Origin of the sequence: Actinoplanes sp. CA-252034 (assembly GCF_050956125.1) — a bacterium.
Lineage (GTDB): Bacteria > Actinomycetota > Actinomycetes > Mycobacteriales > Micromonosporaceae > Actinoplanes.
Genome location: NZ_CP191846.1, coordinates 2,991,832 through 3,014,524 on the forward strand (window position 1 = coordinate 2,991,832; position 22,693 = coordinate 3,014,524).

21 protein-coding genes are annotated in these 22,693 nt (G+C 71.8%); 7 read left to right on the forward strand and 14 right to left on the reverse strand.

The window, feature by feature from the left end; all coding sequences use genetic code 11:
• Positions 1–15: 15 nt before the first annotated feature.
• Entirely contained in the window at positions 16–273 is a 258-nt protein-coding gene (locus ACQPZW_RS13440) for a DUF3040 domain-containing protein (protein WP_433795188.1), read from the reverse strand.
• 85 nt (positions 274–358) lie between these two features.
• Here ACQPZW_RS13440 and ACQPZW_RS13445 point away from each other — a divergent pair, with 85 nt between their 5' ends.
• Positions 359–544: a hypothetical protein gene (locus ACQPZW_RS13445; RefSeq protein ID WP_433795189.1), complete on the forward strand. Its 186-nt coding sequence runs from the start codon at positions 359–361 to the stop codon at positions 542–544.
• Here ACQPZW_RS13445 and ACQPZW_RS13450 read toward each other — a convergent pair.
• Positions 534–1,622 (reverse strand): M20/M25/M40 family metallo-hydrolase, encoded by a 1,089-nt coding sequence (locus tag ACQPZW_RS13450; RefSeq protein ID WP_433795190.1) that lies wholly within the window; start codon positions 1,620–1,622, stop codon positions 534–536. The two genes, ACQPZW_RS13445 and ACQPZW_RS13450, sit on opposite strands and share 11 nt — an antisense overlap.
• A 96-nt stretch (positions 1,623–1,718) precedes the next feature.
• Between ACQPZW_RS13450 and ACQPZW_RS13455 the strand changes: the two genes are divergently transcribed.
• Genes ACQPZW_RS13455 through menC form a run of 3 tightly spaced genes read left to right on the forward strand, consistent with a single transcriptional unit; the run spans position 1,719 to position 4,133 of the window.
• The gene (locus tag ACQPZW_RS13455; protein ID WP_433795191.1) at positions 1,719–2,357 is read left to right on the forward strand and encodes a GNAT family N-acetyltransferase; all 639 of its coding nucleotides are present in this window, start codon (positions 1,719–1,721) and stop codon (positions 2,355–2,357) included.
• Positions 2,354–3,022 (forward strand): MurR/RpiR family transcriptional regulator, encoded by a 669-nt coding sequence (locus ACQPZW_RS13460; RefSeq protein WP_433795192.1) that lies wholly within the window; start codon positions 2,354–2,356, stop codon positions 3,020–3,022. The genes ACQPZW_RS13455 and ACQPZW_RS13460 overlap by 4 nt, the downstream gene beginning before the upstream one ends.
• 4 nt (positions 3,023–3,026) lie before the next feature.
• The gene (gene menC / locus ACQPZW_RS13465; protein WP_433795194.1) at positions 3,027–4,133 is read left to right on the forward strand and encodes an o-succinylbenzoate synthase; all 1,107 of its coding nucleotides are present in this window, start codon (positions 3,027–3,029) and stop codon (positions 4,131–4,133) included.
• Between the two features lie 143 nt (positions 4,134–4,276).
• Here menC and ACQPZW_RS13470 read toward each other — a convergent pair whose 3' ends face one another.
• Complete coding sequence (locus tag ACQPZW_RS13470; RefSeq protein ID WP_433795195.1) at positions 4,277–5,071, reverse strand: isocitrate lyase/PEP mutase family protein; 795 nt, start codon at positions 5,069–5,071, stop codon at positions 4,277–4,279.
• A gap of 68 nt (positions 5,072–5,139) precedes the next feature.
• On the opposite strand from ACQPZW_RS13470, the gene ACQPZW_RS13475 reads away from it, so the two are divergent.
• Positions 5,140–5,649, forward strand: a complete 510-nt coding sequence (locus ACQPZW_RS13475; RefSeq protein WP_433795196.1) for an NUDIX hydrolase — start codon at positions 5,140–5,142, stop codon at positions 5,647–5,649.
• A gap of 15 nt (positions 5,650–5,664) precedes the next feature.
• Here ACQPZW_RS13475 and ACQPZW_RS13480 read toward each other — a convergent pair whose 3' ends face one another.
• Positions 5,665–6,315: an NAD(P)-dependent oxidoreductase gene (locus ACQPZW_RS13480; RefSeq protein ID WP_433795197.1), complete on the reverse strand. Its 651-nt coding sequence runs from the start codon at positions 6,313–6,315 to the stop codon at positions 5,665–5,667.
• Between the two features lie 62 nt (positions 6,316–6,377).
• Here ACQPZW_RS13480 and ACQPZW_RS13485 point away from each other — a divergent pair, with 62 nt between their 5' ends.
• Positions 6,378–6,740, forward strand: coding sequence for a winged helix-turn-helix transcriptional regulator (locus tag ACQPZW_RS13485; RefSeq protein WP_433795198.1), 363 nt, complete (start codon positions 6,378–6,380; stop codon positions 6,738–6,740).
• 10 nt (positions 6,741–6,750) lie between these two features.
• On the opposite strand, the gene ACQPZW_RS13490 is transcribed toward ACQPZW_RS13485, so the two are convergent.
• The 7 genes from ACQPZW_RS13490 to ACQPZW_RS13520 all read right to left on the reverse strand — a co-directional run bounded on the left by ACQPZW_RS13490 (position 6,751) and on the right by ACQPZW_RS13520 (position 18,935).
• Positions 6,751–7,851: a transaminase gene (locus tag ACQPZW_RS13490; RefSeq protein WP_433795199.1), complete on the reverse strand. Its 1,101-nt coding sequence runs from the start codon at positions 7,849–7,851 to the stop codon at positions 6,751–6,753.
• Positions 7,779–7,979, reverse strand: coding sequence for a hypothetical protein (locus ACQPZW_RS13495; protein WP_433795200.1), 201 nt, complete (start codon positions 7,977–7,979; stop codon positions 7,779–7,781). Before ACQPZW_RS13495 ends, ACQPZW_RS13490 begins: the two co-directional genes overlap by 73 nt.
• A 137-nt stretch (positions 7,980–8,116) precedes the next feature.
• Positions 8,117–9,196, reverse strand: a complete 1,080-nt coding sequence (locus ACQPZW_RS13500) for a YncE family protein (RefSeq protein WP_433795201.1) — start codon at positions 9,194–9,196, stop codon at positions 8,117–8,119.
• 3,307 nt (positions 9,197–12,503) lie between these two features.
• On the reverse strand, positions 12,504–14,219 hold the full coding sequence (locus tag ACQPZW_RS13505) for a hypothetical protein (RefSeq protein WP_433795202.1): 1,716 nt from the start codon (positions 14,217–14,219) through the stop codon (positions 12,504–12,506).
• Positions 14,220–15,105: 886 nt separating this feature from the next.
• On the reverse strand, positions 15,106–15,348 hold the full coding sequence (locus ACQPZW_RS13510; protein ID WP_433795203.1) for a hypothetical protein: 243 nt from the start codon (positions 15,346–15,348) through the stop codon (positions 15,106–15,108).
• A gap of 666 nt (positions 15,349–16,014) precedes the next feature.
• Positions 16,015–17,370, reverse strand: coding sequence for a helix-hairpin-helix domain-containing protein (locus ACQPZW_RS13515; RefSeq protein WP_433795204.1), 1,356 nt, complete (start codon positions 17,368–17,370; stop codon positions 16,015–16,017).
• A gap of 182 nt (positions 17,371–17,552) precedes the next feature.
• Positions 17,553–18,935 (reverse strand): APC family permease, encoded by a 1,383-nt coding sequence (locus ACQPZW_RS13520; protein ID WP_433795205.1) that lies wholly within the window; start codon positions 18,933–18,935, stop codon positions 17,553–17,555.
• Between the two features lie 60 nt (positions 18,936–18,995).
• Here ACQPZW_RS13520 and ACQPZW_RS13525 point away from each other — a divergent pair, with 60 nt between their 5' ends.
• Positions 18,996–19,412 carry a universal stress protein gene (locus ACQPZW_RS13525; protein WP_433795206.1) on the forward strand — a complete coding sequence of 139 codons (417 nt, stop codon included), beginning with the start codon at positions 18,996–18,998 and terminating at the stop codon, positions 19,410–19,412.
• A gap of 13 nt (positions 19,413–19,425) precedes the next feature.
• Here ACQPZW_RS13525 and ACQPZW_RS13530 read toward each other — a convergent pair whose 3' ends face one another.
• The 3 genes from ACQPZW_RS13530 to ACQPZW_RS13540 form a co-directional block, all read right to left on the reverse strand.
• Entirely contained in the window at positions 19,426–21,288 is a 1,863-nt protein-coding gene (locus ACQPZW_RS13530; protein ID WP_433795207.1) for an adenylyl cyclase, read from the reverse strand.
• Between the two features lie 191 nt (positions 21,289–21,479).
• Positions 21,480–22,136 carry a class F sortase gene (locus ACQPZW_RS13535; protein ID WP_433795208.1) on the reverse strand — a complete coding sequence of 219 codons (657 nt, stop codon included), beginning with the start codon at positions 22,134–22,136 and terminating at the stop codon, positions 21,480–21,482.
• A 2-nt stretch (positions 22,137–22,138) separates the two neighbouring features.
• Positions 22,139–22,615, reverse strand: coding sequence for a hypothetical protein (locus tag ACQPZW_RS13540; protein ID WP_433795209.1), 477 nt, complete (start codon positions 22,613–22,615; stop codon positions 22,139–22,141).
• Positions 22,616–22,693: the final 78 nt, after the last annotated feature.

Consider the following 22,693-nt stretch of genomic DNA (forward strand, 5'->3'; position numbering starts at 1 on the left):
GGCCGACGAGAGCGGTCAGCGGCGCCGGTGGCGGCGCACCAGTTCGACGACGAGACCGGCCAGGAACAGGTCGACCACGACGACCAGCCCCGCCCAGCCGAACAGCAGCATCGCCGGTGGGACGAGGATGAAGAGGGCGGCACACAGCACCGCGACCGCGGGAAACGGAACCTCTGCCGGCGTGCCGGCCATCCGCGCGGCGAACTCGGGATCGCTCATGTGGAAACGGCGATCGAGCTCCGCGATCGTTCGCCGGTCGTCATCGTTCAGCATCGATGTCCCTCCCGGAGAGTGGAGGCAGGACTGATACCCGGAGATCCGCGAGTCTAAACGAGTCGTTGGAGGGAAATCTGTACCCATGACGAAAGAGCCGACGAAAGACCCGACCGATCAGCCGTCCGAGACGCCCGCGGAGGAGGTGGCGCACCTGCCCCGCCATCCCGCGGCCCGGCCCCGCGGCATCGCCGAAGCCGACCGCGAGCTGGTGCCACCCGACGCCGACCTCGGCGAGCCCACCGGCAAGGATCCCACGATCAGGCGGTGAGCAGGGCGGCGAGCAGGGCGGTGCGCTCGGCGATGCCGCCGGCCGACACCCATTCGGTACGGGCATGGGCGCCCCCACCGTACGGCGCCAGCCCGTCGATCGTCGGCAGCCCCAGCGCGCCCGTCGTGTTGGTGTCGGCGGCGCCGTCCGCGGGCCGCCCGTCGATGCTCTGCCCGATCCCGGCGGCGACCGCCCGGATCCTGTCCAGCAGCTCGGTGCCGGCCGGACCGGGCCGCCAGGTGGGCCGGTGCGACAGCAGTCGCGCCGCCACCACGGCCCTGTCCCGGACCGGGCGCAGGCCCCGGAGCTCGCCGAGCACCGCCTCCTCGTCGTCCGGGTCGGAGAAGCGCAGGCCCAGATCGGCGTGGGCCCGCCCGGCGACCACGTTGGTGCGCCCGCCGCCCGCGATCGTCCCGGTGTTGAGCAGCACCGGGCGGGACGCGACCACCGAGCGCACCCGCAGGAGCTGGTCGACCAGCTCGTCGATGGCGCTGACGCCGGCGTCCGGGTCGAGGGCCGCATGCGCCTCCACCCCGGTCACCTCGACACGGGCCCGGGTGCTGCCGCGACGCCCGGTCTTCAGGTCGCCGCCCGGGTGTGGCGGCTCCAGGCCGAGCACCGCCCGTGACCGGGCCGCCTCGGCGCGGACCAGGTCACCGGCGGTCGGCGAGCCGATCTCCTCGTCGGCGACGACGATCACCCGTACCTCCGGATGGTCCTGATCCTTGATCTCACCCGCCGCCGAGAGGAGGGCGGCGAGGCCCGCCTTGGTGTCGTAGACGCCCGGCCCGCGGATCACGTCGCCGTCGGCCGACCACGGCATCTCGGCCAGTGTGCCGACCGGCCACACCGTGTCGTAGTGGCTGAGCAGCAGGATCGGATCGCCACCGGCGCCGCGGGCGGGCAGGCTCCAGATCAGGTGGTCGCCGGTCGGGTGCGTCTCGCGGGCGGTGTGGAAGCCCGCCGCGGCCGCGTCGGCGTCGAGGACCTCGGCCAGGGCGGCCAGCGCCCGGGCGTCTCCGGTGGGCGACTCGCACCGGGTGTAACGATGCAGCGCTTCGAGCGTGGCTGAGGGCATATGCGAAAGCTAAATTGCCCGCGGGTCGTTGTCAAAGAGCGGTGATGTTGCCAGGATGGTGAACATACGAGACGTATCTTTGAAGCGGAGGCTGTCATGGACGTTGTCGTGCGAGAGCTGGACGGGCCGGCCGAGCTCACCGCGGCGTCCCGCCTCTACCGGTCCGTCTTCGGCTACGACCAGCCGGAGTATGCGGTGAGTCCACGCCTGCTCGCCGCCCTCCGGGAGAACTCCGGCTCGGTCATCGGCGCTCTCGACGGCACCGGCACGATGATCGGCTTCTGCTACGGCTTCGCCGCCGTCGACGGCGGCGAGCTCTACCACTACTCGCAGGCCACGGTGGTCGCGGCAGAGGCGCAGGGCCTCGGCGTCGGACGGCGCCTCAAACAGGCCCAGGCCGAGACCGCCCGCGGCACCGGGGCACGGACCATGCGGTGGACCTTCGATCCGTACGCGGTACGCAACGCCCACTTCAACCTCAACGTGCTGGGCGCGACCGGGGTCCGGTTCCTGCCCGACTACTACGGGGGCGGCACCGACCGTGTCCTGGTCAGCTGGGATCTGTGGCACGCGCGCAAACCCGGCGTCCCGGCCGGCGCGGTGCGATCCCCGGCCGGCGACCGGGTGGTGCTGCGCGCCGGCCTGGAGCGGCACTTCGCCGCCGGAGCCCGCTGGACCGGCGTGACCCGCGAGGGCGACCGGGTGACCTGCACGTTCGAGAATGTCCGATCATGACGACGCCCTCCTCTCCTCCGGCCCCGGCTTCTCGCTCGACGCCCTCTGAACGGTTCGACCGCAACGTCCAGCGCCGTTCCGCGCAGGTCCTCAAGCAGCGGGTCCTCGATCAGCAGCGCGAGGAGTTCGAGAAGGCCCTGGCCTGGGCGGCCGAACAGGACGCCATCGAGCGCGCCGCCGCCGTCATCGTCTCGGCCCGGCGACGCTACCTTCTGGGGTACGGCAAATCGCTCGCCTACGCGTCGATGCTGGCCACCGACCTGAGCGCCGGGCTGTCCGGGGTGCACCTGGTCGGTGACGGCTCCCTGCGCGCACTCGACGTGCTCAGTGACATCCGCCAGGGTGACCTGCTCGTCGCCGTGTCGATGTCCCGGTACCGTCGCGAGACCGTCGACGTCGCCGCCACCTACGTGCGCCGCGGCGGTGACCTGGTCCTCATCACCGACGCCGACGACGCCCCGCTCGCGGCCGTCGCCACCACGAGCATCGTGATCGGCGCGGGCAGCGCCTCCTACGCCAACTCGCCGACCTCGGTCGCGCTCGCCCTGCACCTGCTCGCCACCCTGACCATCGCCAGCTCGAAGGGCGCCGGCCGCCGCCTGCACCTGCGCGACGAGCTGGCGGCCGAGCTCGGACTGTATGCGGAGCATGATGATCAAGGTTGACCGCGTGGAGCTGCGCCGCGTCCGGCTCCCGCTCGTCCACGAGTTCCGGACCAGCTCGCACGCCAAACGCGACCTCGAGCACATCATCGTCACCCTGACCAGCACCGACGGGGCCGTCGGCTGGGGCGAGATCGCGTCACCCTCCGGTCCGTACTTCTCCGCCGAGACCGTCGACAGCTGCTGGGCGGTGGCCGGCTCGTTCCTCGCGCCGATCGTCCTCGGCGCCGGCTGGGAGCATCCGTCCGAGCTCGCGACCGCCATGAGCAGGGTGCGCGGCAACCATTTCGCCCGCGCCGGCTTCGACATGGCCGCCTGGGCGCTGTGGTCGCAGATGTCGGGGGTGCCGCTCGCGAAAGCACTCGGCGGCGACCGGGCCCGCGTCCCGGCCGGCGTGTCCCTCGGCATCGAGCCGACCGTCGACGACCTGCTCGAACAGGTCGCGCTGCGGGTCGGTGACGGCTACCGCCGGGTCAAACTGAAGATCGCCCCCGGCTGGGACGTCACCCCCGTCCGCGCCGTCCGTGCCGCGTTCCCCGACCTGCCCGTGCACGTCGACGCCAACGGCGCCTACCCCGTCGACGAGGTCGCCGTCTTCCGGCAGCTCGACCACCTGGGACTGCTGATGATCGAGCAGCCGTACGCGCCACGCGCCCTCGTCGGCCACGCCGCCCTCCAGGCCGCCCTCGCCACCCCGATCTGCCTCGACGAATCGGTGGAGGAGGTGGACGACCTGGAGACCGCCCTGCGCCTGCGGGCCGGCCGGATCCTCAACATCAAGGTCTCCCGGATGGGCGGGCTCACCCCGGCGGTCCGCGCGCACGACCTGGCTCGCGACCACGGCATACCGGTGTGGTGCGGTGGCATGCACGAGTTCGGCATCGGCCGGGCCGCCAACGTGGCGCTCAGCTCGCTGCCCGGCTTCACGCTGCCCTCGGACGTGTCGGGCTCCGCCAAGTACTACGCCCGCGACATCACCACCGCCCCCGTCGTCTGCACCGACGGCTGGGTCGACGTCCCCACGACGCCGGGCCTCGGGTTCGCCCCCGACCTGCCCTTCGTCGCCGCCACCACGGTCGCCCACGATCACTTCGGAGACGACCGGCCGGTTTGAGGTGCGGGAGCGGCGCCTTATGGATCGGCTACGCGAGCGGCGCCCGCCGGGCTCTGGTCACGGAGCGGCGCCGGCTCGGCTACGCGAGCGGCGCCCGCCGGCTCTGCTCAGGGCCCGCCGGTTTCCGGTGCGTTCGGCCGTGATCAGGGGCCGAAGGTGGACTCCACCTCGGCGGAGGTCAGGCCCCGGGCCCGGTAACCGGTGGTGCCGGTCTCCAGGAGCTCGCGGGCGGCGTCGCGGAGAGCGCCGTAGGCCGCCCACGCGAGCGATCCACCGGTCGACACCCGGCGCACACCGAGGGCCGCCAGCTCGGGGACGCTCGGCGTGCCGCGCAGTGCCAGGACGTTGACCGGGGCCCGCACCGCCTCGACGACCCGGGCGATCTCCTCCGGCGTGGTCAGACCCGGTGCGAACAGCACCTCGGCGCCGGCGTCGCGGTAGGCGATCAGTCGGGCGATCGTGTCGTCGAGGTCGGTGTGGCCGTACAGCAGGTTCTCGGCCCTCGCGGTCAGCACCAGACCGTGACGCCGCGCCGCCTCGGCTGCCGCACCCACCCGCTCGGCGCTGACGGCCCGCGGCTGCACACTTTCGCTGACCGGGTGGTAGTCCTCGATGGAGAGGCCGGCCGCGCCCGCCGCCGCCAGCAGGCCGACGGTCTCGGCGATCCCCTCGGCGGTCTCGGCGAACAGCCACTCCGAGTCCACACTCACCGGCACGTCGACAGCCGCCGCCACCGCTGCCACGTGGGCGACCAACTCGTCCCGGGTCACCTGCTGGTCCAGCTTGCCCAGACTCGCCGCCAGCCCCGACGACGTGGTGGCCAGCGCGGCGAAACCGGCCTGCCGCACCACCCGGGCCGAGCCCACGTCCCACGCGTTCGGCATCACGAACGTCCCGGCCTCGTGCAACTCCCGAAAGCGTTTCCGCACCGCGTCCATGGCCCCACCCTGCCACACCGGCCGCGCCGGGCATCGCCGCCTGGAAGCGGGTCTCTAGGGTTTCGGGAGTGGCTGTCTCTGAATACATCAAGCGCCTACGTGGCGTGATCGGGCACGACCTGCTGATGCTGCCCGGAGCGAGCGCCGTGGTCCTCGACGACCGGGGCCGGGTGCTGCTGGCCCGGCGGTCCGACAACGGGCGCTGGTCGGTGCCGGCCGGGGTGGTCGACCCCGGCGAGCAGCCCGCGGACACCGCGGTGCGGGAGGTCTTCGAGGAGACGGGGGTGCGCGCGGAGATCGTGCGGCTCGCCGGGGTGGCGTCGCATCCGGTGGTCTATCCGAACGGCGACCGCTGCGAGTACCTGAACGTGTGGTTCCGCTGCCGGGCCGTCGGCGGCGAGGCCGGAGCGGCCGACGACGAGTCCCTGGAGGTGGGCTGGTTCGCGCCGGACGCCCTGCCGGAGCTCGACGAATGGTCGCGGCTACGGATCGGCAGCGCCCTCGACCCGCAGGGCCCGGCCTGGTTCGCGACGGCGGACGAGAGACACCCCGCCCTGAACCGGCCGGACGCCCTCTGAGGCGCTCGGTGGGCTTCAGTCGAAGACGGAGATGCGGGTGCGGTGGTGCCGCGGGGTCTCGATCTCGTCGATCACCGCCACCGCCAGGTCGGCGTAGGAGAGGGTGAAACCGCCACCGGTCTCGCCGCCGGTGCGGTAGGCGCCCAGCCGCGGCGCCTCCAGGAGCTGCGCCGGCGGGGTCAGCACCAGCCAGTCGACGGGCGTCTCGGCGGCCCGTAGCCGCTCCAGGCCGGCCGTGTGGGCGACCGCGAAGTCCCGGAATTTGGCCGGCAGCACCGCCGGGTCGTCGTAGAGCGGACTGCCGGCGGCGTCGACCAGGTTGGCGAAGAGCCCGATCACGATCAGGCGGGGTACGCCCGACGCGGCGAGCCCGTCGAGGAGGTTGTCGGTGGCGCTGACGTAGATCTCGCCGTCGAGGGCACCGAGCCTCTCCAGCGCTTCCGGGCCGGAGGCGGGCGACACCGCGTTCACGGCGGCGTCGTGGCCGGCGACGAGAGTGGCCACCGAGCCGGCGTCGAGGACGTCGCCCCGCACGACCCGGCCCGTCAGCCGGTGCCCGGCGGGGTCGCGGACGACGGACGTCACCTGGATGCCGCGGCGTTCGGCCTCGGCGGACACGGCCCGGCCGGCGCGGCCACCGGCTCCGAAGATCACGATGCTGGTCATGCGGCGGACGCTAGCCGACAGGGGTCTGGTTACCGCAACGAAACCGGCGCTAGCTTGGGCGTATGGAGACCCTGGATCCGCAGATGTTCGCGCCGGAGTGCCCGACTCGGCAGGTGCCGGTGCAGGTCGGTGACAAGTGGACGGCCATGGTCGTGATCTGTCTGGAGGGCGGGCCACGCCGGTTCGGTGAGCTGCTGGTCCCGCTGCGGTCGATCACGAAGAAGGTGCTGGCCGAGACGTTGCGGGCGATGGAACGCGATGGCATGGTCACGCGTACGGAGTTTCCGGCGAACCCACCCCACGTGGAGTATGAGCTGACCCCGCTCGGCCGCAGCCTGCTCACCCTGATCGACGCCGCCCGCGACTGGTGCCACGAGAACCTGCCGGACCTCATCGAGGCCCGGCGGGCTCACTCCCGGCCGTGAGACACGACCGTCAGGCCAGCTCCTTCAACGCGGCGTCGAAGATCTCGTGATGGCGCGCCACGTCGGCGAGTGACGTCTCCGGGCACATCAGCGCCATGTTGTGGAAGGGGGTCAGCAGCACACCACGGTTCGCGAGGTAGAGGTGCAGGAAGTCCTCCAGCTCGGCGTTCGCGCCGGCGGCCGACTCGGTGCCGTTGCGCGGGGCGGGACTCGCGAACCGGTACTCGACCCGGGCGCCCAGGCGGGAGACGGACCACGGCAGCCCGTACCCCTCGATGATCTTCTCGATGCCGTCGGCGAACGCCGTGGCCGTCTCGATCATGGTGGCGAACGCGGCGTCGGTCAGCACCTCCTGCAGGGTGGCGCGGGTCGCGGCCATCGACACCGGGTTGCCGGCGAGCGTCCCGCCGACGCCGCCCATGTCGACCAGATCCAGGTCGCCGCGGCCGGTCAGCGCGTCCGCCAGCTCGGCACTCAGGCCGTACGCGCCCACCGGTACCCCGCCGCCGATGGCCTTGCCGATCGTCAGCACGTCCGGTTCGAGCCCCCAGAACGCGGTCGCCCCGCCCGGCCCGGCCGAGAACGTGTGCGTCTCGTCGTTGATCAGATACGTCCCGTGGCGCCGGGTCAGCTCCCGCACCCCGGCCAGGTAGCCGTCCTCCGGCAGCACGATCCCGATGTTCGTCAGCGCCGGCTCCATCAGCACCGCCGCCACGTCACCGTGCGCCAGCTCCCGCTCCAGGCCCTCCAGGTCGTTGAACTCGGCGACCCGGCTCGTCATCGTCACGTCCACCGGCGCGCCGACGTTGCCCTCCCGGCTCGCGCCCCGCCCGTCCGGGCCGACCACGATCAGCGACTCATCCACCGAACCGTGGTAGCAGTAGCTGTTGACCAGGATCTTCGGCCGGCCGGTGACCGCGCGCAGCAGACGGATCGCCCACCGGTTCGCGTCCGTGGCGGTCAGCGCGAAACTCCACGACGGCAGGCCGAACCGGCGGGCCAGCTCGGCGCCGGCGATCGCCGCGTCCTCGGTCGGCATCATGGTGGCCAGACCACGCTGAACACGGTCGGTGACCGCGGCGACGACCGCGGCGGGGGAGTGCCCGGCCATCGCGCCGGTGTCCCGAGCGCGAAGTCGACGAACTCGTTGCCGTCGACGTCGACGATCCGGTTACCTCGGGCACTGTCCAGGTAGACGGGGAAGTCTCCGGCGGCCTTGTTCATCCACGTCATCGGCACGCGGCCGAAGAGATGATCCGACCTCCGGTACGCGGCCCGCGAACCCGGATGACGGTCGGCGAAGGTGGCACGCTCCCGCGCGAGGAGCGACGTTAAACGGGAATCCGTCGACATGGCGCGACGCTACCAGGGAATCATCACTCCTCGGTCGTTCTCAGCACGGTAACCGTCTTTCCTTGGCCGTCCGTCACGTACAGCCGGCGGCCGTCCGGGGAGATCGCGTTCACCCGCGGACTGTCACCGACCCCGACCGTCGACACCACCCTGCCGTCACCGAGCGCGATCACCGACAGGTTGTCGGAGCCCTCGTTGACGATGTACGCGTGCCTGCCGTCCGCGGAGATCATCACCGCCTGCGGCTCCCTGCCCACATCGACCTTGTGGATCAGCCGCTGGTCGCCGGTGTCGTACACCTCGACCGTGTCCTGGTCGTAGTTCGTCACCACCAGCCGCTCCCCGTCCGGGGTGACCGCCAGCGCGTGCGGCGACCGGCCGACCTTGAAGTTCTTCCGCACCAGCCGGTCCGACGCGTTCACCACCGAGATCTGGCTCGACTCGTGGTTCGCCGTGAACGCCGTCGTCCCGTCCGGGGTGAACACGATCCAGTGCGGATTCGGCGGAACCGAGATCCGCGCCGTCTCGGTCAACGACTGCGGATCGTAGATCTCCACCCGCGCCCCGTTGTGAATCGGCACCCACACCGTCCCGTCCGGCGCCACCGCCGGCTCGAACGGCCGCGGCCCCGTCCGGATCGTCTTCACCAACTCGCGTTTCGCCGTGTCGATCACCGCGAGGCCGTTCCCGGTGAAGTTGTTCTCGAACAGCGTCACGTACAGCCGTCCACCGTCCGCCGACAACGCCAGGAACCGCGGCGTGTTCGGCACCTTCACCACGTCGACCTTCTTCGACGCCACATCGACGACGTGCACGTCCTTCGAGTTCTGATCCGCCACGTAGATCGTCTTGTTGTCCGGCGAGACCGTCACACCCTCCGGCTCCTGCCCCAGGTTGATCCGGTCCACCACCACCGGCTTCGCCAGACTCGGCGGCGCCGGAGCCCCGGTCCCCGCCGGATCCGTCGCCGGCACACTCGCCTCACCGCCCGGCTGCGCGCCGGTCTGCCCCGGCGTCACCGTCCGCTCCGGCGCCGCCTCCGTCTGCTCACCCCTGGCCAGCGCCAGCCGAACACCCACATACGACCCACCGGCGAGCAGCATGACCACCACGACAGCCGCGGCGATCAGCGCGCCTCTCCGCCGCGGTTTCTTCTCCCGGGGGTACGGGTCACCGCCCGTCCCCGGCGGATATCCCGTCCCACCCCCGCCGGAGTCGTGGCCGCCCCCGACGGGCCCACCCGACCCACCCGGCGCGCCGGGATATTCACCCTGGTAACCGACCGGATACCCGGCCCGCGGCGATTGCCCGCCCCCGGCATAGCCGCCTCGCCCGCCGCTCTGCCCGCCACCGGGGTAGCCGCCGCTTTGCGCGCCGCCTTGCCCGCCCCTCGTTCCGCCACTCGGGTAGCTGCCGCCTTGCCCGCCGCTCTGCGCGCCGCCTTGCTCGCCGCCGGGGTAATTGCCGCCCGGCTGACCGCTGATCGGCTGACCCGGATGTGTCGTGCCCGGACCATAGGCGGCTCCGGCCGGAGCCGCGGCCGTCCAGGCGTCCGTCCCCGGCCAAGGCGATGCGGGCGACGTCGGCCAGCCACTGGTCGGCGCGACCGTCTCCGCCGGGGCCGGAGGCGACACCGGCCACGGCACACCCGAGGTCGGAGCCACGTTCTGTTCATCAGGCCAGGCCGCGCCGGCCGAACCCGGACCGGGCTGCCCGCCCCGGCCTTCCGAGCTCACCGGCGACGTGCCCCAAGGATTCGTCGAGACGCCCTGCGGCTGCTCAGCGCCAGGCCATCCCCGGCCCGTGACTGAGCCGGGCCCCGCCTCAGTGCCCCCTGTAGGTTCCGACTGCCCGGACGTCGCCTGTGCCGATGTGGGCTGAGCCGCCCCCGCTTGCGCCGGTTCTCTCAGCCACGGCGCATTCTCGTCCGCGGGCTGCCGCGGTCCCGGAATCGACGACCCGTTACCCGGAGGCCCGGCCGCCGTCTCGGTCCGCGGCAGGCCAGAAGTCCCACTCCCGAACCCGGCCGCCGCTCCAGCGCTCAGCCCTTCACCAGCGGCCGGTCCAGGACCACCCGCCCCAACGCCGGCCGTCCCCGGACGAGAGTCCTCCCGCTCAGCGGGCACCGGGCCGGTCGTCCCATGGCTGGCCGCTCCATGGCTGGCCGCCTCATGGTCGGTCGTCCCGTGTCGGGTCGTGCCGTGGCCGGTTGTTCCCTGGCCGGTCGTTTCGCCGTCCGGATTCTCTTTGATCGGCGTCATGCTCTCCGGCGTCTTGCCGTCCGGCGTTTCGGTGCGGCCGGCGGTGTCGGCGGTCGACGTCCCGCCGGCCGCCACCTCACCGTCGGGCTGTCCGCTGCCGGGTTGTCCGCTGCCCGGCTGCCCGCCAGCGGCAGAACGCGTGTGATCCTGGCGGTCGTCCCCCGATCGCTCCGCCTGTGTGCCCGGCGCGGATGCCTTCGCCCCAGCGACCTCTTCGGGTGCCGCGGCCAGCCCGGGCCTCCGCCCCGCCGCAGGCCAGATCCCGTCCGGGTCGGACCGTCCCCACGTGCCAGAGTTCCCACCCGGCCACGCCACAGTCCCGGAACCCGAACCCCCTGCGCCTCCCGCAGTCGCCCCCCAGCGACCGCCCGACCCGGCCGATTCGCTCACCGGCCGCACCGGATCTTTCGCCGTCCCCGTCGTGTCGTCGGGGCTTCGTTCCGAGGCCTCGTTCGCGCCAGGGGATTCGCGCATCGGTTGCACCGGCTCTGTTGCTGTCCCCGTCGTGTCGTCGGGGGTTCGTTCCGAGGCGTCGTTTGCGTCCGGGGATTCGCGCGTCGGTTGCGCCGGCTCTGTTGCTGTCCCCGTCGTGTCGTAGGCCGCTCGCCCTGAAGCGTCCCTTCCGCCCGGCGCTTCGCCGTCGTGACCGGAATCAGCGAAACTCGCCGACGAACCCGAGCCGTCGCCGAGGCGCGCGGCCGAGCCGTCCGGACCGGGCGGGATACCGGTGCTCCTGTCTACGCCGTCGGCTCCGTCGGTGCGGCCGACAGCCCACATGGGAAGTGCATCGTTGGCGGCATCCTGGCTGACGCTTGAGCGCCTCAACTCATTGGCCGCGGTGTCGTCCCCGTCCTCGGAGCGACTGTCGGTGGTGGCGTTCCGGCTTCCCGGGTAGCGGTCAGTGGTGTCGTCTGGGCTTGCCGGGTAGCGGTCGGTGTCGTCTGGGCTTGCCGTGTCGCGGTCGGTGGCGGCATCCAGGCTTACCGGGTAGCGGTCAGTGGTGGCGTTTCGGCTTCCCGGGTCGCGGTCGGTGGTGACGTCCGGGTCGCGGCTGGCGGTGATGTCCGGGCCCGCCGGATCGGTGTTCGTGTGAGCGGCTCGGCCCGTCGGACCGTCATCGGTGGACGGGGCCGAGCCGGCTTCCGGCACTTCGGCGGTGCGGGCCGGCAGACCCGGTTCGCCGGGGGTGCTCACTCCGGCGCCGAAGTCGAGGTTTGTAGTGCTCGGCGAGGGCTCCTGGTGGGGAGCGTCCGCCGGCAGGCTCGTGTCGGTGCCCGAGGGGACGCCAATGCCTGCGTCCACGGAGGCAGAGGCCGGTTCGGGCCACGCGTCGGTCGGTGTCGGCGCCTCCGGCCGAACGACTGGTGTCCGCCCGCCCTCGGCGCCTGGGCGGTCGGCGCCGGCGGGCTGGGCAGCGGCGCTCTCGACGCGGTAGGCGGCCGAGCCGGATACGACGTCACCGGCGGACTCCGGAGCCGCCGAGCGATCCACCGGCGGAGGATCCTCACGGGGCACGGCGGGAGTCTCCGACGAGGCCGCCACGGGGAACGAACCTCGAACCGTCGCCCTCGGAGCGATGAGCGGCGCATCCTCGGGCGTGGCCTCCACGGAGTCGCCCGCACGCGACCCGATGGAGTCGCCAAGACCGGCGTCGCCGATGGTTCTCGCCGGGTCCGGCCGGTGAGCGCGCGCAGCGAGCCCGTCGGCGGCGTCGCCAGACCCCGGCCCGAGGTCGGAGGAGGAGGCCGGTCGGCCGGGATGAACCGGTGTGCTGTCCGCGCCTGTCGTGTCCGAGGCGGAGATAGGTGTCGGCGTAGCGAGCGTCGTGTCCGCGGCGGAGGCGGGCGTCGGCGTAGCGAGCGTCGTATCCAAGGCGAAGGTAGGCGTCGGCGCAGCGACTGCAGTGTCCGGGGCGGAGGCAGATGTCGGCGCAGCGAGCATCGTGTCCGGCTCGAAGGTAGGCGTCGGAGCAACGAGCGCCGTACCCGAATCGAAGGAGGGCGTGGGTACGACGGGTGCCGTACCCGAACCGGAGGACGGTGTGGCGGGTGCCGTACCCCCACCGGAAGTGGGTGTGACGGGTGTCGTTTCCGCGCGGGGTGGGGGTGTAGCGGCCGAGGAGGCGGTGGACGGTGAGGGCGCCGGCGTCTCACGGGCCGGGGATGCGCTCGGCGTGCCCCACTCGGGCGGGACGTCGGGACGACTGCCCGCCGGCCGCCGTGCCCAGGTGCCCGACGACGGGGGTCCACTGATCGGGGCCCACGGCGAGACCCGCGCACAGCCCCGGACGCGGGTGGCCCGCTCGCCGGAGTGGGACCCGCGCCGGCGTCGGCTGGATCGGGTGCTGGTCCGGCCGTACCGAATGAAGGGTTTGAAGGGGAGACGGAATCGCCTGCCGGGACCGGCGGACCTGAGACCGGGCCCTGCCGTGAGGCGTCCTGCCACCCGCCGCCCAGCGCCTCACCAGGCCAGGCCGCCGCGGGCGTCTCGCCGGGCCAGGCGCCGCCCGAGTCCTCGCCGCCCCAGGCAGACTCCCGGGCCAGGCCGTTTCGGGGTCGGGCATCGTCCAGTTGGCGGCCCATCCGACCGTCCCGCCGGCGGGCGGCCCGGACGGAACTCCCGCCGGCGACCCGGGCGGCCCGGCCCCCACGGAAGACCCCGGCGCCCCCACGGCCGAACCCGGCAAAACCGACGGGGAGCCCGGAGGAAGCGCGGGGGAGCCCGGCGGAAGCGCGGGGGAGCCCGGCGGAAGCGCGGGGGAGCCTGGCGGAAGCGCGCCCGCCGTGCCGTTGCCGCCGGTCGGCACCCACGCGCCGGTGGCGACGTCGGAGTCCTCGGAGACCTCCCCGGTGACGGCGAGCCGCGCCGAGCCCGCCGGTCCTTCGAGGGTGACCGCCCCGTCGAGCCGGCCGACCGTCGGGAACCACGACACCCGCAGCAGGTTGCCTTCGAGGCGGGCATGGAGGCCCTCGACCGTGCTGGACACGACGGAGGCGGCGGCCAGCGGCGGTCCCTGAACGGCGACCTCGGCGCCGAGCTGGCGTGTGCCGGGGGCGACGCGGCCGAAGTCGAGGGACGGTTCGGCGATGCGGATCGAGGTGCGGCGCAGGGCGGCGGTCGCGGCGGCGGCGACCCGGCCCTCACCGGTGGCGAGGCGGCGCAGGGCTTCGCGGGCTTCGACGGCGCGGGACAGGTCGTTGCCGGCGGCGGCGACGGCGAGTTGCGCGATCAGGGCCATCTGGTCGCTGCCGGGCCGGCGGACCCGGGCCAGCCACGGCTGCCGCCCGGAGCCGAACACCCACTGCCGGACGCTGGGATCACGTTCGCGCAGGTGGTCGTAGAGCTCGCCGATGCCGATCCAGCCGTCGCGGTCACGGTCGGCGGCGCCACCGCTGACACCTTCGGCGATCAGGCCGGCGAAGGTGGGCGGCTCGGGGCGGGGGGTGGCGGCGATGACGACGCGGCTCTGCCATTCGGCGTTGCGGGCGGCCCGGAAGTGGTGCCCGGCGTCGACCGGCCCGCCGGTACGGCCGTCGAGCAGCACCACGACCTGCCCCGCACGGCTGCGCTGCAGGAGCGCGGCGATCTGGGCGACGTCGACGGCGGTGTCCGCGGGCCGCCCCATCACGGTGTCGGCGGCGGCCAGATAGAGCCCGCCGCCGGGCCCGGTCAGCATCACGCCGCGGAAGTAGAGGAGGACACAATCCTCCTGATCACGCCCCTCGAACAGCGCTTTGACCCGCCCGTAGGCCTCACGAGCCCCCGGATCCCGCAGATACGCCGTCTCGAACCCGCCGAGCGCCGGATCCGCGAGCACCTCCACGAATGCCGGAACATCAGCCGACGGCACGGAGAATCGGCGCAACACGGGATCTTCGTGCTGCTCGACGCTGATGACTACCGCAAGTCGCCCGTTCATCGAATGCATCACCCGCCATCCATGGTGCGATGCCGAGGCCGGACACGAAACCCCGAGAAGATTACGAACCGCGATTTCTCCACCGCGGAGCGCTTTTGATCTCGCTTTCCGGTGACGCATTCATGATCTTTTACTGGCGCCGGCAGGTATCGATCCACCTGCGATGATGTTGCTCTCTCGCTGCGGGAGTGGGCCGTCTTTCCATGGTGATCCGGGCCCGCCGCGCAGTCACGAAAATTTTCCGGAATTCACCGGATCCGGTGCCCCTGCGTGGGCGAACGTCAATGTGACGGAAAGGCGTCACGGCGAAAACCTTGCGTCACTAGCGGCCCGCATTTATGTCCGAGTCAGATCAAACCCATGCGGCGGTACGGTCCACACCCGCCACCACCGCAACCATCACGTCCCCGGGCTACCCCGCAAGCCAGGCCCACCCTCACGACCCCAGTGCGCCCGCCGGGCTGAAGCCGTCCCCCACCGGCTGTCCCGCTCCGCTGACCGCATCAGATCACCGATCCCCTGGCGTGTGTCGGGACCTGAGGACGAGACCCTGCTTGCCGCGGGCTCAACTGGAGGCGCGGCTCGTCGCGGATCCAGGCGGCCCACCGCGCGTCGCGGGTTCAGGTGGGGACGTCGGGCTGTTTGCCGCGGGGTTCGGTGGGGCACCGCGTGTCGCGGGTTCAGGTGGGGATGTCGGGCGTCAGGGACGCTGTTTGCCGCGGGGTTCGGTGGGGCGCGCTGTCACCGGGTCAGGTTGGGGGCACCGCGTTTCGCGGGTTCAGGTGGGAAGCCGCGAAACGCGGGTGGAGACGGGACGCCGTGTTTCGCGGGTTCAGGCGAAGACGTCGAGGAAGCGGCCGCTGCGCCGGAAGTCGGCCACCTCGCCCGCGTGGGCAGCCTCGATCCGGGCCACCTCGGCCTCGGCACGGACGACCGCGGCCCGGTCGGCCGTGACGACGGAGGGCATCGCGGCGCACGGCATCTGGTCCGTGGTGAGCTTGGCCCGGGCACTCTGCAACCGTCCGTAGGCGGCCGAACTGTCGTAGTTGAAGGACGTGGCGGCGTTGACCTTCATCCTGGCTCCTCCGTTGCACTCCGGTTGCGATCTCTCGCGACAGCCGGATACATCGTCCGGTCCGCTCCCGTCCTGCAACTTTCCGGAGTGACCTGAGCAACAACCGCCCTGCAACCCGCCGCGCGGTCCGGTCATCGTCTCCGCGCGCCGACCCAGTCGCGCGGGCCGGTGGTCGTCTCCGCACGCCGATCAGCCGTACGGGCTGGTGATTGTCTTCGTTCTCTGGGTGGTCGCCCGGGCGGGTCGTTGTCCTCGTTCTGAGGGTGGCCAGGCGGGCTGGTGGTTGTCCTCGTTGGGGGTGGCCGCGTGGGCTGGTGGTCGTCTCCGCTCTCCGGCCTCAGTCGTGTCGGCCGGTGGTTGTCTCCGCGCGCCGATCGGCCGCGCGGGCTGGTGGTTGTCCTCGTTCTCAGGGGCCGCGTGGGCTAGTTCTGGGGGTGGCGCGTGGGCGGGTGGTTGTCCTCGTTCTCTTTGTGGCCGCCGCGTGGGCCGGTGGTCGTTTCCGCCTCCGGTCAGCCGCGTGGGCTGGTGGTGGTCGTCTCCGCGACGCGGCCGGCCACAAGGGCAGGTTGGATGCGGAGACGACGAAGGGCGCGACCCGGTGCCTCTCGGTGCACCGGGTCACGCCCTGTCCGTGCGGTGGGCACTCAGTGCGGGCCCACCGGGGTGTCAGCTCTTGACGCCGACCAGTTCGCGGGCGCGTCCCGGCCAGGTGGCGAGGCTCGCGGAGCCACGCATCCCGGCCGCGTTGATCGCCTGCTTGAGGCTGATGACGTCGGAGTCGGCCAGCTTCGCGAAGGTGGTGATGCCGGCCGCGGCCAGGGCGATCGCCACCTTGGGCCCGATGCCAGGGATCTTCGTGAGATCGTCGGGCTCGGCGACCGGCGCGGGCGTGCCCACGAGGTCCGGCTCAGCGGTGATGACGGCCTGCGCCGGAATGACCGGCTCCGGCGCGGCGACGGGCTCGGGCGCGGCAACCGGCTCGGGCGCGGCGACGGGCTCGGCAGCAGCGACCGGCTCGGGCGCGGCGACAGGCTCGGCGGCGGCGACAGGCTCGGCGGCGGCGACCGGCTCGGGCGCGGCGACCGGCTCAGCGAAGGCGACGGCGACGGGCTCCGATACGGCGACCGGCTTCGGCTCGGCAGCGGGCTCCACGGCGACGGGCTCACCGGCGGCAACCGGCTCGTCGACGGGGGCCGGTTCGCCGGCCGCGAAGGGCTCGGAGGCGATGACCGCGGTGCTCTCGTCGACCGGAGCGGACCCGTACTGGGCGGCCCTTCCGTTCGACAGCTTCACGGTCGGCTCGTCGGCGTCGGAAGGGCTCTCCGCGACCGTCTCGGCGTTCGGCTCCGTGGCCGGCTCGTCAACGGCAACCGCGGTGGCCGGCTCGGCATCGACTGACGTGCCGGCAGCCGAAGCGCCGGCAGCCGAAGCGCCGGGAACCGACGTGTCGGCAACCGGCTCGTCAACGGCTACGGCGGCAACCGGCTCCTCAACGGCAGCGGCAGCCGGCTCGGTCTCGACCGACGTGCCGGCAACCGGCTCGGCGGTGTCGGAGACGCTGGTGGCAGTGGAGGAAGAGGCGGAGCTGTCCGGCGCGGCGAGGCCGACCGTCTCCGACTCCAGGCTCTCGGCCTTCTCCGTGGAGGCCCCCGGAGCCCGCGTCTCCGCCGCCCCGATGGCATCGGCGTCAACCGCGGCATCCGCGGAGGAAGCGGTGTCCGTGGAGGAAGCGGTGTCCGTGGAGGAAGCGCTGTCCGCGGAGGAGGTGCCGACGGCGGCGTCCGTGGGGGCGGCGTCCTTGGAGGAGCTGCCGACCGCGGTGCTCGCGGAGGAGATGGGGGCCGCCGCGGCGTCGTTGTCGTCGGCGGTGGAGGTGGTGGGGCTCTCGGCGACGGCCGGGGCGGCGACGACCGCCGGAGCGGCCGTGGTGGTCGCGGTGGCGCCGGTGCGGCGTCCCCAGACCAGCCAGCCGCCTATCGCGCCGATCACGAGCCCGGCAACAAGGTAGAGGAATGATGCCATATCGGGCCTCCGGACAGGAGAGGAGGGTGCTTGTGGTAGCGGGCAGCTTTGCACATCCCGATGAGCTGTCATGACGTGGGTGTCGACCAACGTCGAACAGTTACCACCTGCGACGTCCGGGGGTTTTACACCAAACGCAACACCGAGGGCACGGGACAACCGTCAAACGACCGGTCATCCGATCAGGTACGGGAGATCGCCCCAGGAATGAACCGGTTGGACAGGTAGGTGATGAGCCACAGTGCGACCCCGATGAGCAGCAGCACCCCGGCCACCCGGTAGTCGGCCGCGGCCCGGCCGGACAGTGGGCTGGCCAGGAACGCGCAGGCGACGGCCCCGATGACCGGGATGACTGTCGGCGCCCGGAAGTGCTTGTGCGACACCGGGTCCCGCCGGAGCACGAGAACGGCCACGTTGACCACGGTGAAGACGCAGAGCAGCAGCAGGGCCGTGGTCCCGCCGAGGGCGGTGAGGTCGGCGAACCAGATCAGCCCGAACGCGATGACCGTGGTGAACACGATGCCGACCCACGGGGTGCGGCGGGTGCGGTGGACCTTGCCGAGGATGGTGGGGAGAACCCGTTCGTTGGCCATCCCGTAGAGGAGCCGGCTCGCCATCATCATGTTGATCAGGGCCGAGTTGGCGACCGCGAACATCGTGATGAACGCGAAGATCGACAGCGGGAAGCCGGGCGCCCCGGCCGAGACGACCTTGAGCAGCGGGGTGTCGCCGGATCCGAGGTCGGCGGGCGAGACGAGGGCGACCGCGGAGACGGCGACGAGCACGTAGATCAACCCGGTGAAGCAGAGGCCGATGAGCATGACCTTGGGGAAGATCCGTACCGGATCGCGGGTCTCCTCGGCCATGTTGACCGAGTCCTCGAAGCCGACCATGGCGAAGAAGGCGAGGGCCGTCCCGGCGGTGACCGACAGCAGCACGCTCTCGCCGGGCGGCGTGTTGAACTCGGTGAGCCGGGACAGGTCGCCGTTCCCACCGCCGAGCGCCCACGCCCCGATGCCGATCACGATGAGCAGACCGGTCAGCTCGACGCAGGTGAGCACCACGTTGGCTTTGACGCTCTCGCCGACACCCCGGAAGTTGATCAGCGCGACCAGGACGATGAACCCGAGGGCCACCGCGGTGAGGGCGATCCCGTCCCCCAGTGAGAGGTCGAAGGCGGACGCGAAGTTGCCGGCGAACGCCTTGGACGCGCTGGACGCCGAGGTGAGCCCGGAGCACATCACCGCGAACGTCACCATGAACGTGAGGAAGTGCAGCCCGAACGCCTTGTGGGTGTAGAGCGCCGCTCCAGCCGCCCGCGGATACTTGGTGACCAGCTCCAGATAGCTGAACGCGGTGAGCAGCGCGACCACGAACGCGAGCAGGAACGGCAGCCACACCGCGCCGCCGACCTCGTTGGCGACTTTGCCGGTGAGCGCGTACACCCCGGTGCCGAGAATGTCGCCGACCACGAAGAGCAGGAGCAACGCCGGGCCGATGACCCGGTTGAGCTCCGGCTCCTTGGAGGCCGGCGAAGACGAAGAGGGCGACGCCACATCCGCCATGAGTGCTCCCTCGAAAAAGGTCCACTGCGGATAAGTGACGTTACGCGTACCTTCAGTGACATGCATATCGTGCTCGCCGCAAATCCTGAGACGGACCAGCCGTGGGTGACCGATGCGGTCGCCGATCTCGTCCGGCAGACCGGCGCGTCGGTCGCGGTGGTCGCGGTGGACGAGCTGGAGACCGAGCACCTGGCGCCGCTGCCACGCAGCGTCTACACCGAGCGGGCGGAGAAGGCGGCGGCGGCCGCGGCGGCGCGTCTGGCGGCGGCCGGCATCGAGGCGACGCGGACGGTCCTGCCGGGCCGCCCAGCCGAGCAGATCATCCGGTTCGCGCAGGAGCAGCGGGCCGACCTGATCGTGGTCGGTTCGAGCGTGCGCCCGGCGGTGGCGCAGCGGCTGCTGGGAAGTGTGCCGTTGACCCTGATCGAGAAGGCGGGCCGTCCGGTGCTGGTGGTCACCCGCCCCGTAGACGGGTGACCACCAGCGCGTATTACGGGACTGCGGGGTAGTTCGTCACGAAGACCGGCTGCCCGACCTTCGTGGTGTCCGCTGCCTCACCGACGCCGTTGACCACGTGGTCGATGATGCCGGCGCTGAGGTTGACGGTCATGATGTGCTTCAGCTTCACACCGGGCGTGTTCGGCACCTCGAACCCGTTGGCCGTGTGGATCGCCGGGTTGTTCTGGTTGAAGACGTAGACGCCTCCGCCGTACAGCTGGTGCTTCTTGACCTTGTTTCCGACCTTGTAACCGGCGTAGCCCTGGACCTTGCCGTTCATCCAGTCGGCCTGCGTCGGCGGGTCGTAGGGCAGTTCGTTCTGGTAGAGCACGGTGGTGCCGCGCTCGCCGTTCCAGACGGTGTTGTACTTCTGGAAGTGCTCGACGAACAGGCCGGTCGCGGTGACGTCGTCACCGTTGATGACCGCGCCGTACCGTCCGGTGTTGGTCTTCCACCGGTCGGTGTCGCCGTTCACGCCGTTGGTGAAGCCCTCGACGCCGTGGTCGCCGCGCCACACCCAGGTGTGGTCGATCAGCACGTCGTCGCTGTTGACCTCGAGCGCGATGTTCGCCTTGCCGATGTGCGGGCCGCCGACGCGGAAGTACACGTCGTTCAGCGTGGTCGGGTTGCTCGCCGAGCTGTAGCCGAAGCCGTGCTGACGGCCGACGCGCAGCAGGACGGGCGACTCCTTGGTGCCGGCGTCGATGGTGACGCCGGCGACGATCACGCCGGGGACGTCGGCGACGTCCAGCGGGATCGAGCCGTTGACCGCGGTGAGCGTGGCGTGGCCGAGGCCGAGCACCACGGTGTTCGGGCGGAACACGTGGATGCTCTGGGCGATGTCGTAGACGCCCGGGGTGAGCAGCAGGTTCTTGCCGAGGGCCAGCTGCAGGTTGATCTTCGCGACCGAGTCACCGGGCTTCGCGACGTAGAAGTCGGAGAGCGGGACGGTGCGGCCGGACTTGTCGTCCCACGAGGAGCCGACGCTGTTGCGCTTGGCCGCGGGCACACGGACCTGGTACTTGCCCTTGGCGTCGACGAACAGGAACGGCTTCTCCCGGCTGACCGGGGTGGCCGCGAGGGTGGTGTACGGCGGGTTCGGGAACGCCGAGTCGTCGGGCGCCCCGGTCACGCCGGCGAAGACCTGGTTCCACACGGCGTTGGACCAGCTCGCCACCTCGCTGTTGCGGGTGAGCCACTGCTGCTGCGAGCCGTTGACCGTGGTCGGCAGCTTCGAGTCGGCGATGAAGCCGCCCGAGGCGTACTGCGGGCCGGCGGTGCAGTAGTCCATCAGCGACAGCGTGCCGCCGTTGAACTGGGTGCGGCGCAGCGAGACGGCCTGCGACACGGCCCAGAAGTTGGCCGTCTGGCGGCAGCCGTCCTGGCCCGTGCCGTTGATGTTGACGGTCAGGTTGGACAGGGTGCGCCAGAAGTTGACGAGCGCGATGCAGTTCGGGTTGGCCGGGTCGGAGCCGAGGCAGCGGTTGTACGCCTCGACCTTGCCGTTGATCACCACGTCCCCGGGGTTGGCCCCGAGACCGCTGATCTCCGTGTAGTAGCCGACCTTGATCTGCAGCGGCTGCTCGGCGGTGCCGTAGGTGCCCGGCTTGAACAGGTACGCGTACCGTGCCGTACCCATCTCGTTGTCGACCTGCTTGGCGTAGGTCGCGTCGAGAGTGGCCTGGATCTCGCTGACCGGCGTGCTCGGGTCGAAGACCGTGACGCTGGGGCCGAGGTTCGGTACGCCGGCGGCCCCGCCGGTGTGCGCGGACGCCGGCAGAGCCGGCGCGATGGTGAGGGCGAGCCCGAGGGTGAGCGCCATCGCGGCGCTGCGGGTCGGGCGAGGTCTCGTCATGCGGAGGGGTTCCTTCCGAAACAAGATCGCAATGATGCCCGTCACAGAATCAATCGCTGAAGCTCCATGTCAAGCAGGCTGAACCGGCATACCGCAGAGATCGGTACGAACCTGGCGGGTTCCGGAACTCAACTGACCGAAAAGGGGGCTGGAACCGGTCCCGGAAGCGGTTTCGAGGCGGTGTGGACCCCTCACCGGAACGCGTCGGCGAACACCACCACGTTGCTCCGGTAGCTGCCCTCGCTCCGGTCGAACGCGCCCCCGCACGTGATCAACCGCAGTCCCGGCCGGTCGATCGGCGCATACACCTCCGCCGTGGGGAAGTCCCGTTTCGCGTAGAGGGCCACCCGGGACACCCGGAACATCGCCACGGAGCCGTCGTCACGCCGTACCACGATCTCGTCTCCGGTCTTGAGCTCGCGCAACCGGAAGAAGACCGCCGGGCCGTCCCGCGCGGTGTCCACATGCCCCGCGAGCACCGACGCGCCGGTCTCGCCCGGCGTCGGTGAGTCGCGGTACCAGCCGGCCGGCGCATCGCCGCGCAGCGGCGGCACCTCGAGGGATCCGTCGCGCTGCAGCCCCAGCTCCATGATCGCGGTGTCCACGCCGATCGCCGGAATCCGCAGCCGCACCGGCGCCGCCCGTTTCAGGACCCGCGCCGGCGCGACGCCGGGCGGGGACGACGGTGCCTTCACGGCCGCCGGAACCGGTGACGCCTGCGCCGCCGCGGGAAGCGGCGGCAGGCCGTCCTCGGTGCGCAGCCCGAGAGCGAGGGTCGCGCCGCCGAGCAGCGCGAGGACGACGGCGAACGCCGCCGCCCGCCGATCACGGATCCGCGGCGAGGTCACGGTCAACGGTGGTGCAGAGGGCGACGGAGGGAGTACGCGCCGGCCGCCACCGCCGAGACCATGAGGAATCCACCGGTCACCAGCAGAGCGAGACGGCGGCCGTCGGTCTGGCCGCCCCCGCCGGCGTCCACACCTCCCTCGGGAGTGGACGGCTGTTCCGGATCGTCGTCGGACGGCTCGGTGGCGGGGTCCTCGGTGGCGACGTCGTCGGTGGGCGTGGTCCCGTCGCTTCCGCCGGGCAGAGGCGCCGCCTCAGGCCCCGCACCGGAGGAGCCCGGACCGGGGGAGCCCGAGCCCGGACCGGGGGAGCCCGAGCCGGGACCGGGGGAGATCGTCCAGGACGCGCCCGCGCTGGGCACGGGATCCGCGGTCGTCGACGATGGATCGTCCGGGCGTGTGCAGTACGCCAGCAGCGCGAACAGCAGGATCAGCAGCAGTAGCACTCCCGCCCCGGCCGCGATCAGCCGGTTGCGCTGCACGGAGCTCCGCGCGCGGTGTGCTGGGGAACCGTTTCCGGACATGCGGTCCTTCCGCCGAGGGGCTGGGACTGATCGGCA